A 12,315-nucleotide genomic window follows, 5' to 3' on the forward strand; every position below is an offset into this window, starting at 1 on the left:
CTGATACACTATCCATCGATAAACGACAAAGAAAAAGGCAATGTCTGCGGCGACATTGCCTCGCGAATATTATAAGGTTTCGTTTTGCACCACAGCACTGCGTGAGCCTGTATTACGTCCATTGCTCAGGAAGACCACGCCAAACAGAAGAATCACCGAGACGATGGCGGAGAACAGATAGAATACAAAATGGTAGCCAAACGCATCAAACAACATCCCCACCGGGATCGATAACAACACGATACCCAGCGAGCTGGCGATCTGGAATCCCACGAGGAAGATGGTGGAAGATAAGCGAGAATCAAAGTTGGACACGCTGTATTTGAATACCGAGATCACAAACAGCGGTACTTCAATCGCATGAAATAGCTTAATCAGCGAGATGATGTAAGGGCTTTCTGAGGTTGCTGACACCAGAATGCGACAGATCATGATCATGCCTCCTGCAATCAGCGCTTTTTTCGCTCCCACCTTGTTTACAAAGAAGGGGATGACGGCCATTCCGATGGCTTCCAGCACCACCTGGAAGGAGTTCAGATAGCCGTAGACCCGGGTCCCGGTCTCGACGGATGAGAACAACCCGGCATAGAACACGGGAAACATCTGCTGATCGTAGATATTATAGAATGACCAGGTCCCGGTGATGAACAGCACGAAAATCCAGAATTTAATATCTTTAAAGACGGCGATAAAATCGTCTTTGTGCACTTTTTCAAGGTGGTGAGTACCGCTGACCGTTTGTTCGCTTTTAAATAACATATTGATAATAATAAAGCACACACCAAACAGCGATACCAGCCAGAAGTTAATATGCGGATTGATGGCGAAAAAGATCCCGGCGAGTAAGGCTCCAATCGCATAGCCAAACGAGCCCCACGCCCGGGCGGTACCGTATTCAAAGCAAAATGCCCGTGCCATTTTCTCAGTGAAACTATCCAGTAACCCGCAACCGGCGAGGTAGCCAATACCAAAGAACAATGAGCCGATCGCTAAACCTAACGAGAAGTTGTGCCGCAGCAGCGGTTCATATATATAAATCAGGAACGGACCAGTGAGAACTAAAATGACACTCAGGAGCCAGATCAGATGCTTTTTGAGGCCGAGTTTATCCTGGATTATTCCGTAGCCAATCATAAAAATCATACTGGTAAACTGATTGACGGAGTAGGGGTCGGCTTGGAAAACGGAATCTATGGTCACTCCCGTTTTTGCAACACCGATTTTGACGACAAGTTGGCTTGCTTGAATCTATCCGGCGTCTGAATGGGATTTTATTCCCGCGCCTTGATGAGTTCCGCGCCTGATGAACCTCCAGAAAATATACGGCTTCAATGAGCCTTTCCGTTTTACAGGTTCCTCAACAGGCCGGTGGGCCGTTAGTATCATCAATATCAGTATTCGCAAAACCAGATCAGTAATTCTTTAAACCGGTGTATTTCTGCCGTTATGCTACATAAGTTTGCTGTCGTGCCGTTAGGGCCCAGGCTATTCTGGCCAGCTTGTTTGCCAGAGCACAAGTGACGACAAAGTTGCTTTTCCGGCACAGTAAATCCCTGACCCAATCGGCCAATTTGCCAGACTGGTGTTCCAGTTTTTGTATGAATACCCTGGCACATTGAACCAACAAAGTTCGGATCTTTTTATTACCTCGCTTACTAATTCCCAGCAATGTCGTCCTACCTCCCGTGCTGTACTGCCGAGGTACAAGCCCTGTTGCCGCCGCAAAGTCACGGCTGCTGGCGTACTGCTTCCCGTCGCCAATCTCAGTTGAAATAGTACTCGCTGTCAGTGTTCCGACGCAGGGAATGCTCAGCAAGCGCTGTCCAACCTCATCTTCGTCCAACTTTCGTTTCAACTGGGATTCCAAATCTTTAATCTGCTCAACAAGATAGTGATAATGCTGTTGTAATTTCAGCAATAACTGGCTGAGGTAAAGAGGCAAACTATTATCCTCAAGAATGGTACTCAGTCGGCTAATAACGGCAGCTCCTCGGGGAACGCTAATGCCAAATTCCAGCAGAAAAGCATGCATTTGATTGGTTGTTTTTACCTTATCCTGAACCAGGGATTCACGGACACGATGCAGAGCCCGCATTGCCTGCTGAGATTCCGTTCTGGGCTGCACAAAACGCATAGACGGACGCGATGCAGCTTCACAAATAGCTTCGGCGTCGACAAAGTCGTTTTTATTGCTTTTAACGAACGGGCGGACAAATTGTGGTGATATCAGCTTTGGGGAATGCCCCAACTCTTCCAACCTGCGTGCCATAAAGTGAGAACCGCCACAGGCTTCCATTGCGATGGTTGTAGCGGGGCATGTCGCCAAAAATTCGATCAACTTTGGCCGGGTAAATTTTTTACGGTAAACAGCCTTCCCGCGACGATCCTGGCAATGAATATGGAAAGAGTTTTTACCCAGATCGATACCAATGAGCGCAATGTTTTCCATGATAGTTCTCCGAATGAAAGCCTGTCCTCAGCATAGTACCGGGAAGGAGGGAGTGACCATCTCATTAAATAAACCACGCTAAGGCTGCTTTTTAACCAGAATGCTTCTGGTTGACTGCCGAATGGCGGGGCTAGGGGTTTTTGTTTCCGAAACCGAGGGTTAAGATCCCGCATATTGACCCCGATGACTTTGAAATGACGGGTAAAGTTTTCTGCTTCGCTGGTATGATTAATTTGCTTAAACCATAACAACAGGGGCTGTAAAAATGACCGATTCCGCAGCATTAGAAATTGCACCGTACCTACCCGAAATTTTTGATAGTGAAGCAGGTGGCATCCTGCAAGACCTTATTTTTTCTTCTGAGCTATCAGCTTTGATGTTTATGGCTACAGAAGCTCAAATGGAGGTTGCAAAAAAGTACGTCGTGGGAGTGCTTGAGGAATGCTATCAGGCTGGACACCTGCAAGTTATGGGGGCAGCGAATGAGGGTGAGTTTTATGGGTATGCTTTGATTTTCGGGCATCCAAAAGCCTCACTGATACGCTACTGCCATAAAATCTATGTACATGAGCAGTATCGTGGGCATGGTATCGGTAGCCAAATGCTCGAGGCGCTTCTCTCTCAACCCTATGAAATGGGCTTGTTATGCTCTTCTGAATTAGTACCATTTTACGAAGCTGCTGGGATGGTTAACAAGGGGGATTTTTTCGCCCCAGATAGCAGTGATTTTGACCGTACACGCGGCATGTATGCGGGGCTTTGCGTCATGAGTAGCAAAGATGCTAGTGAGGGATTGCCGGTCTTTATGCTTAACAACAGCGATGTTCAAAACATCATTAACGCTGTAGTAGCCTGCAAAGATTAAATTCTCCAGATTAGGCCGCCGATCAGGTGGCCGTTCGTCTTACATACACTTTCCAAACTGACACCAAAGACAACTCGGTTGTTTGCTCATCTTAACGAATGGAAGGGACTTCCCCTAGATATGTGCCTGATTAACTTTCGTGCAATCATAGGATAAACATTGACCCAGAGGGATTCGTTATGACCATCACCACAGTCGGTATCGATCTTGCTAAAAATGTGTTTGCTGTTCACTGCATTGACCAAAATGGTAAAGCTGTTCTGGTTAAACCCAAGGTGTCGCGTGCAGCACTTTCTGAACTCATCGCAGGTTTACCTCCCTGTGTCATTGGAATGGAAGCCTGCTCGGGTGCCCACTATTGGGCAAGATTATTCAGGCAGTATGGCCATGATGTCCGGTTGATGGCTCCGAAATTTGTCTCACCCTATCGCATGGCGGGTAAGACCGGGAAAAATGATGCAGCTGATGCAATAGCTATTTGTGAGGCAGTGCAGCGGCCGCATATGCGCTTTGTACCAGTCAAAGACGAAAGCCAGCAGGCAATGCAATGCTTACATCGGACAAGACAGGGATTTATCCAGGAAAGAACAGCAACGTATAACCGTCTTCGGGGCCTGATATCTGAATTCGGGGTTATTGCCCCACAAAGCACTGATGCTCTGCGTCATGTTGTTTCTGACCAGAAGGAAACTCTGCCAGTACAGGTTAGGCTGTGCATTGATGATCTATTGACACATGTCACTAATATTGAAGAGAAAATCGCCGAATATGACAGGGTATTATCTCGTGTGGCCAAAACAGATCATCGCAGCCAGCAGTTAATGGAACTGAAAGGTGTTGGGCCCACCACAGCGAGTGCGCTGGTCGCCAGTATTGGCAATGCCCATGATTTTAAGAACGGGCGCCAACTGGCAGCCTGGTTGGGGCTAACGCCATCACAATACAGTAGTGGCGGAAAATCAAAGCTTGGCAGGATAACAAAAGCGGGTGATGCCTATCTGCGAACCCTACTGGTCCAGGGAGCCCGTTCTGTAATGGTAGGGGCAGAGAATAGAACGGACCCGTTTAGCCGTTGGGTCTGCTCGTTGATTGGTAGGCGGGGATACTGGCGTGCTGTCGTTGCAATCGCCGCCAAGAATGCGAGGTTGTGCTGGGCATCATTACATTACGGCGATGACTTCAGACTGTATTCAACAACATGAAAAATTTAACTGAGTAGTAACTGAACTGTAAATTGTTGATGGTAAAGGGTTAGACCCCCGTGAGAAGTATCTGCATATCCTACTGGATATCACTATCCGATTAACGAAGGAGGATCTCACGAGCGTCTTTCATCAGGGTCCGAATCACTAGCGATTCAGCATGACCGTTTATAGTAGCGCAGTCTTATCCCTTGCCTTTCATTGATGAACAGACAGAAATTAAAAACCGGCGTTGACTGTTCGGGGAAGCCCTTATAGTAGGATAATTTCCTTTTTCCAAGCGGACCCGCTCACCACCATTCTTGCGGATGGCATCAACCTTGGCCTGACCAAAATGGCAGAAGCCTGCCCCGGGAGCACCAAATCATCACTCGAAGATATTCAGGCATGGTACATCCGTGATGAAACTTATTCAGCCGCTCTTGCAGAGCTGGTAAATGCGCAGGGAAAAAGGTCTCTGGCGGCATTCTGGGGAGACGGGACAACGTCATCATCAGACGGACAAAATTTCAGAACAGGCAGCTCAGGCCGCTACGCAGGGCAGGTTAACCCGAAATATGGGCAGGAGCCTGGACGTCAGTTTTATACCCATATATCGGATCAATACAGCCCGTTTTACACCTGCATAATCAGCCGGGTCAGGGATTCAACCCATGTTCTCGATGGCTTGCTGTACCACGAAAGCGACCTGGAAATCAGGGAGCATTACACCGATACTGCGGGTTTCACCGATCATGTCTTTGCCCTGATGCATCTGCTGGGATTTGCGTTCTGTCCACGAATCAGGGATCTCCACGACAAGAAACTGTTTATCAAAGGGAAAGCAGACCAATACCCGGCGCTTCAGTCACTGATATCAACGACCAGCCTGAATCTGAAAGAGATCGAAATTCACTGGCGTGAAGTGCTGCGTCTGGCAACCTCGATAAAGCAGGGAACCGTGACGGCATCCCTGATGCTGAAAAAGCTTGCCAGCTACCCCAAGCAAAACGGACTTGCCAAAGCATTGAGAGAAATTGGCCGTATTGAACGAACTCTGTTTATGCTCGACTGGTTCCGCGATCCGGCACTGCGTCGGCGTGTACAGGCGGGACTGAATAAAGGAGAAGCCCGTAACGCGCTGGCGCGTGCGGTATTCCTGCACCGGCTGGGTGAAATCAGGGACCGAAAACCGGAAAATCAGAGCTATCGCGCCAGTGGACTGACGCTCCTGACAGCTGCCATATCCCTGTGGAATACCGTCTATATGGAAAGAGCGGTCGATGCGCTGAAGCGTAAAGGGGTGAAGATCAACGAGCAACTGCTGTCGCATTTGTCGCCCTTAGGCTGGGAGCACATCAATCTGACAGGTGATTATATCTGGAAAAGCAACCGGATACCCGCTTCCGGTAAGTTTCGTCGGCTGAGGCCAGCTAAAGTAGAAAGGTCAAAAAACAACCTTAACGAATGGAAGGGACTTCCCCTGATTATGCGCCTGATTAACTCTTGTGCAATCATGGGGTACACATCGTCCCGGAGGAATTCGTTATGACTATCACGACTGTCGGTATCGATCTTGCTAAAAATGTGTTTGCTGTTCACGGTGTTGATCAAAATGGTAGAACTGTTCTGGTTAAGCCTAAAGTATCGCGTGCTGCACTTCCTGAGTTAATTGCAAGTTTGCCTCCCTGTGTTATCGGGATGGAAGCATGCTCCGGGGCTCACTACTGGGCAAGATTGTTTCGGCAGTATGGTCATGAGCCACGTCTGATGGCTGCTAAGTTTGTATCGCCTTATCGTATGGCCGGAAAATCAGGAAAAAATGATGCAGCTGATGCTCAGGCTATCTGTGAAGCTGTTCGTCGTCCGCATATGCGGTTCGTACCAGTGAAAGACGAAAGCCAGCAGGCCATGCAGTGTTTACATCGTACCCGTCAGGGTTTTATCGAAGAGAAAACAGCAACGTATAATCGTCTGCGAGGATTGATATCTGAATTCGGTGTCATCGCGCCACAAAGTGCTGATGCCCTGCGCCACATGGTTTCTGTGCAGAAGAGCTCTTTACCGCTTCAGGTTCAGCAATGTGTTGATGATTTGATGGAACACGTTGATCGCATTGAAGCTAACATCACTGAATATGACCGAATTTTGTCCCACATAGCCAAAACAGATCATCGCAGTCAGCGGCTGATGGAGCTAAAGGGCGTTGGTCCCACAACGGCCTGTGCACTGGTCGCCAGTATCGGTAATGCACATGATTTTAAAAATGGACGTCAACTGGCAGCCTGGCTGGGGCTGACGCCATCACAATACAGCAGCGGGGGAAAGTCGAAACTCGGCAGGATCACAAAAGCCGGTGATTCGTATCTGCGAACGCTTCTGGTTCAGGGGGCTCGTTCAGTGCTTATTGGCGCCGGGAAAAGGACTGACTCATTCAGCCGTTGGGTTTGTATGTTGGTTGAGCGCAGAGGGTACTGGCGGGCTGTTGTGGCCATCGCCGCCAAAAATGCGCGGCTGTGTTGGGCATCACTACATTACGGTGATGATTTCCGGCTGTACTCAGTCAACTAAAGCTCGAAGCTGTATAACCATCTGACCTGCAATTCGTTGATGATAAAGGGTTAGACCCCGTGAGGCCTATCTGGCTATTGTACAGGATATACGTATCCGCTTAACGAACAAGAACCTCACGCGCGTCTTTCATCAGGGCCCGAATCGATGACGATTCATCATGACCGTTTATAGTACCGCAGTCTCTCCCCTTTATTTTTACTGAAGAGCAGACAGAAACCATAAATACCGGCTTTGACATGCCGGGGAAGTCCTTATAGTACAATAATTTTCGATATCCAAACTGACCCCTGGTTGAGCGAAGAGGATACTGGCGTGCTGTGGTGGCCATCGCTGCCAAAAATGCAAGGCTGTGCTGGGCATCATTGCATTACGGTGATGATTTCAGGCTGTATTCAGTTGGATAAAGCACAACACTGTATAACCATATATTCTGCAACTCGTTGATGATAAAGGGTTAGACCCCGTGAGGTATATCTGCTTATTGTACAGGGCAAGAGTACCCGACTAACGAACAAGAACCTCACGAGCGTCTTTCATCAGGGTCCGAATCGATGACGATTCATCATGGCCGTTTATAGTACCGCAGTCTCTCCCCTTTATTTTTACTGTAGTGCAGACAAAAACCGTAAAAACCGGCGTTGACATGCCGGGGAAGCCCTTATAGTACAATAATTTTCGATATCCGAACTGACCCCGTTAAGACTGAACTTTGATCTTGTTCAGTGGAGAGACCGATTATACCAGAGCTTAAATTGTGTATAGTGTCGATACGTACTTTGCCCGGATAAATCACTAATGCCAGCTCCCTTTCCAACCGTTGCGTTTACTGAAGACAGAATTCCGGAATGGTGCTGCCCAGCATGCATGGCACCATCACTGGAACTGCTGCCCGGTAGCTTCCATTCGCAGTATTCTGCGTTTTCGCAGCACAACCGGCGAGAGGACTGGTACGACTATGATCATGAAGAGTTAGTATTCACCTGCATTCTGCTGTGCTCGCGCAGCAGTTGCAGGGAGTCGGTGGCAGTATCTGGCATTGGCTGGGTAGAGCGTAAATCGGATAAACGACAGAAGGACATGGTTTACTACAAGCGTTACAGGGCTAAATCTTTCAACCCACCGCTACCGGTCTTCAGCCTTCCGGAAGACTGCCCGGAAGATGTGAAATGCCAGCTGAAGCTGGCGGCGTCTTTACTGCCCATCAGCGGCAGCGCCGCGCTAAACTCCATGCGCATCGCTCTGGAACTGCTGCTGGATAGTATAAATATCCCCCGCTTCAACACGGATAGCGGGAAAGAGTGGCAGATCAAGCTGGGAAACCGGATTGAGCGATTCAAGGATAGGCTGGGGCCACACTACGAAACGTTCCACGCGCTGAAAGACATAGGTAACCACGCCAGCCACTCCGACGCCACTATCAATCAAGCACACATCGAGTGCGCCTGCTTGCTGATGGAAGATCTGATCAAGCAGCTGTTTGATAAGGTCACTGACTTTTCCCACATTGCACTTATGCTGCAGACCAGCTACGGCAGGAACAGGGGCGAAAGGTAACTGCCAGCAACATTTTTATGTATTCTTTAGAAATTCGGGGCCTGACTGTACACAGCAGACCCGCGAATTTAAACTACATAAAGGCTTTGTTGAATAAATCAGATTTCGGGTAAGTCTCCCCCGTAGCGGGTTGTGTTTTCAGGCAATACGCATGCTTTCAGGCATACCTGCTTTCGTCATTTTGTTCAGCGCTCGTACCAGGGCCATAGCCTCCGCAACCTGACCATCGTAGTCACGCAGCGTCAGTGAACCTCCGAACAGCTGTTTTACCCGGTACATCGCCGTTTCCGCTATCGAGCGACGGTTGTAGTCTGTTGTCCATTTCCACCGCGCATTACTCCCGGTCAGCCGCTGATTCGCAACAGCACGGTTACGGTCTGCATATTCACCGGGCCAGTAACCCGCGCCTTTTCGGGGCGGGATAAGCGCGCTGATTTTTTTGCGGCGCAGTTCATCGTGACAGAGCCGGGTGTCGTAAGCGCCGTCTGCCGATGCTGCCCTGATTTTTCTGTGAGTCTGCCGGATAAGACCCGGGAAGGCCTCTGAGTCCGTCACATTGTTCAGCGACAGGTCAGCGCAGATGATTTCATGTGTTTTACTGTCAACGGCGAGATGCAGCTTACGCCAGATACGGCGGCGTTCCTGGCCATGCTTTTTGACTTTCCACTCGCCTTCACCGAAGACCTTCAGCCCGGTGGAATCAATTACCAGGTGTGCGATTTCACCCCGGGTGGGCGTTTTGAAACTGACATTAACCGACTTTGCCCGCCTGCTGACACAGCTGTAATCCGGGCAGCGTAGCGGAACGTTCATCAGAGAAAAAATGGAATCAATAAAGCCCTGCGCAGCGCGCAGGGTCAGCCTGAATACGCGTTTAATGACCAGCACAGTCGTGATGGCAAGGTCAGAATAGCGCTGAGGTCTGCCTCGTGAAGAAGGTGTTGCTGACTCATACCAGGCCTGAATAGCTTCATCATCCAGCCAGAAAGTTATGGAGCCACGGTTGATGAGGGCTTTATTGTAGGTGGGCCAGTTGGTGATTTTGAACTTTTGCTTTGCCACGGAACGGTCTGCGTTGTCGGGAAGATGCGTGATCTGATCCTTCAACTCAGCAAAAGTTCGATTTATTCAACAAAGCCCTACATAAATTGATTACAAGGCTAGAGGGTCGCTATACCCGTTATTCATCCTCCTCATCACTGTATTCTGCGTCATCTTGTTCATGATATAAGTCGTTGTCGTCAGACGCCTGAGAGATCTTAATAACTTCTTCTGCGCCGACATCCTGAAGCGTGTCTTCGATGGTATCCAAGTCTTCCATAGCGTCTTTGAATTCTTCAATAACATCAGCATCTGGATTTTTAGCATTGGCCAAGTCTTCCAAACTCTGGATTGCGGTTTCGAGGCCGGGCATATCCCCTTTAACGCGAAGCACTTCTTCACCCAGAGGGTAGTCCTCGAGAGGAACCCAACGTTTACTATCGATGTCAATACCCCGTACGTCCTCCAATCTTATACGCTCGGCATTATTGATGGCATCAGCGATGCTTATAAATTCCTCAGCAATTCCCTTTAACGCCTGAGCACGATCCAGTGCATCATCAATCTCTTTCATCGTTACATCACTCATCTCTAACTCTCTCTTGAAACTCGACGAACATCCTTCGCCGGAAACATGATTGATTCAGTGAGTGGATATATCAAGTTATAAAAACAATCAAATAACTTGATGAATAAATGATGATATATTAATTAATGCATCTAGTAAAATTAGATATACTTTATTAATAATTATTAAATAATGATATATACCAAGATAAATATATTGATGATTATTAATTGCTGGAAATTTAGGGTGTACAAACTTGCTTTGTAGTAACCTTGATGAAACTTGCTATCTCTATTGAAACTGAGTGGCATAAAAACAATCATTAATTGTGATCCGCATCACATAAAGGAGCTGCTAATGCACCCTTCTGAACATAAAAGAAACCAGTTCTGTACGTATCTCTCTGGCGCCGCCACACCATTTCCGTACATTTATGATGCAATTAGCGAACAGATACTTCTCCTCATCCTTAAGGCCCGGAAACTGAATGAAGATACTGAGTTCAGCAAATGGTTTTCTGAGCAGCACCAAGCACTGACAGAATTGCGTTCCTTAAGTAATGAAATAAAAAAAATATTAAATTATAACAATGCTTTATATTTTTTTCATGAACAAAAAGAGGACAGCATCATGAATGCACTCATTTTCATGCAACCACTCTATACAGGCTTTGATGAGGGGAAGGTCAGCCTGAAAACATGGGGAGAGATGAACCGACAGCAATCGAATCAAGGAGTCCGCTTTGCGGAAAAATACAAACTTATAGAGAAATTTGTTCACGATGACTTGTTTGCCATCTTGGTCAAGGGGCCGACATTTTGTACACCAATTCCTCCTGAGGCACGAAAAGGCTACTGCCATCAAGATCTTTCAATTGCTCACTCATGTAGCAACGAACTGCTTTCCCGTTTAAACGATTTCCATAAAATAGATTCTTTATCGATACTCGCAGAAGCAATTTACAAATTAATTACCGATTTGCATGATACCGAAGTTACCACTCCTGACTGGCTGTCAGAATTTAAAAAAGGTCACACAAATTTTCAGCCAGGAGAAATTCGGCAAACGAGTTCATTTCATAAAATCATAAAATTAATTAACGAAGAAGGGCGTAATGAGTTTATTGACAGGATTGCTAAACAGAGCGATCTCGACTTAGTCGACTACCTTTTACACCAGTATATGGGCATCTATGCTGCTGAAATAATGCAGTGGGTGACTAAGCTTCAGATGTATTTCAATAATACACAATCATTACCATTTACATGGAAGTTCACCACCGTTATGCCCGATATCGACGGCTCCTCGGAGGCGGAAGAGCAGCAACAGACCGTGGCATGGGAGAGCGATTATTGCCAAATTTCTATCAAGCGAGATACCCTCCTGAAACTCATTCAGGCCAACGCACTACATGATGCCGCCGACACCCTCGCAGACTGCTTATTGAGTATTTATGGCCTGTCTGCATATGAAATGCGCAAAGAGAAGGGAGCCATTCCGCAAATCTCTGAGCAGGAAAGTTGCGTATACAATACGAACAGTTATCACTTTAACAACACTAGTCAAGTCAATTATAAAAAGTGCATAGATAGATTGCATTTTTTTGAAGAATGGTACGAAAATAATAAAGTACTTCTTATTAAGAAGAATAAAAAACGTATAAGCCTAATCAGTGTTGAAGCCCGCCTGGCCGGGTTGAAATGCTATGATCTGAAAATGGGCTTACTTGACGGTAACGGTATGAAATTCAAAGATGGTATTTACAATCTAGTGAAACAGGACTCCAACGTGCGCTTAGATAACACCATCAGTGACATGTCCCTCCAGCGATACTATTCCGACGTAAAAGAAATCATTAAAAATGACATTGATGCTTTGCTGCTAAGACAGCGAAAAAGTAATTCTAGACATCCATTTAACGGCGCAATTAATAATATAAAGCCGCTTTGGAGCAAGAGCGAAAACCATGAGGAAGATTGAATGTTGTGCTCAGTTTATTTCGGTCTACCTGTTTACTGTACAGTAGTGTAAGTAATATTTTTTGAAACTCCGCTTCCCGTTATGAGTTTAACCGATTGATATC

Annotated in this window: 8 protein-coding genes and 3 pseudogenes; 7 read left to right on the forward strand and 4 right to left on the reverse strand. The window is 47.1% G+C overall.

Annotation, left to right across the window (positions count from 1 at the left end; genetic code table 11):
- Positions 1-69 precede the first annotated feature (69 nt).
- Both HV237_RS24275 and HV237_RS24280 read right to left on the reverse strand, forming a co-directional pair.
- A pseudogene (locus tag HV237_RS24275) lies at positions 70-1,167 on the reverse strand (oligosaccharide MFS transporter); the annotation flags it as partial.
- Positions 1,168-1,444: 277 nt separating this feature from the next.
- The gene (locus HV237_RS24280; RefSeq protein ID WP_117273198.1) at positions 1,445-2,449 is read right to left on the reverse strand and encodes an IS110-like element IS4321 family transposase; all 1,005 of its coding nucleotides are present in this window, start codon (positions 2,447-2,449) and stop codon (positions 1,445-1,447) included.
- Between the two features lie 265 nt (positions 2,450-2,714).
- Between HV237_RS24280 and HV237_RS24285 the strand changes: the two genes are divergently transcribed.
- The 6 genes and pseudogenes from HV237_RS24285 to HV237_RS24310 all read left to right on the forward strand — a co-directional run bounded on the left by HV237_RS24285 (position 2,715) and on the right by HV237_RS24310 (position 8,623).
- Positions 2,715-3,314 carry a GNAT family N-acetyltransferase gene (locus tag HV237_RS24285; protein ID WP_032736817.1) on the forward strand — a complete coding sequence of 200 codons (600 nt, stop codon included), beginning with the start codon at positions 2,715-2,717 and terminating at the stop codon, positions 3,312-3,314.
- 179 nt (positions 3,315-3,493) lie between these two features.
- On the forward strand, positions 3,494-4,516 hold the full coding sequence (locus HV237_RS24290) for an IS110-like element IS5708 family transposase (protein ID WP_000156884.1): 1,023 nt from the start codon (positions 3,494-3,496) through the stop codon (positions 4,514-4,516).
- A 289-nt stretch (positions 4,517-4,805) separates the two neighbouring features.
- Positions 4,806-6,047: pseudogene (locus HV237_RS24295) on the forward strand (Tn3 family transposase); the annotation flags it as partial.
- A complete protein-coding gene (locus tag HV237_RS24300; protein WP_000156887.1) occupies positions 6,044-7,066 on the forward strand; it encodes an IS110 family transposase in 1,023 nt (340 codons plus the stop codon). The pseudogene HV237_RS24295 and the gene HV237_RS24300, both read left to right, overlap by 4 nt.
- 293 nt (positions 7,067-7,359) lie before the next feature.
- Positions 7,360-7,473, forward strand: a pseudogene (locus tag HV237_RS24305) (IS110 family transposase); the annotation flags it as partial.
- A 460-nt stretch (positions 7,474-7,933) separates the two neighbouring features.
- Entirely contained in the window at positions 7,934-8,623 is a 690-nt protein-coding gene (locus tag HV237_RS24310) for a DUF4145 domain-containing protein (protein WP_044351480.1), read from the forward strand.
- A gap of 138 nt (positions 8,624-8,761) precedes the next feature.
- Here HV237_RS24310 and HV237_RS24315 read toward each other — a convergent pair whose 3' ends face one another.
- Entirely contained in the window at positions 8,762-9,730 is a 969-nt protein-coding gene (locus tag HV237_RS24315; RefSeq protein WP_077254959.1) for an IS5-like element IS903B family transposase, read from the reverse strand.
- Positions 9,731-9,803: 73 nt separating this feature from the next.
- A complete protein-coding gene (locus tag HV237_RS24320) occupies positions 9,804-10,253 on the reverse strand; it encodes a hypothetical protein (RefSeq protein WP_032420996.1) in 450 nt (149 codons plus the stop codon).
- A 336-nt stretch (positions 10,254-10,589) separates the two neighbouring features.
- Between HV237_RS24320 and HV237_RS24325 the strand changes: the two genes are divergently transcribed.
- A complete protein-coding gene (locus tag HV237_RS24325) occupies positions 10,590-12,212 on the forward strand; it encodes a hypothetical protein (RefSeq protein WP_064154212.1) in 1,623 nt (540 codons plus the stop codon).
- The last annotated feature ends 103 nt before the right edge of the window (positions 12,213-12,315 follow it).

Source organism: Citrobacter sp. RHBSTW-00570 (assembly GCF_013739755.1).
GTDB classification, from domain to species: domain Bacteria; phylum Pseudomonadota; class Gammaproteobacteria; order Enterobacterales; family Enterobacteriaceae; genus Citrobacter; species Citrobacter braakii.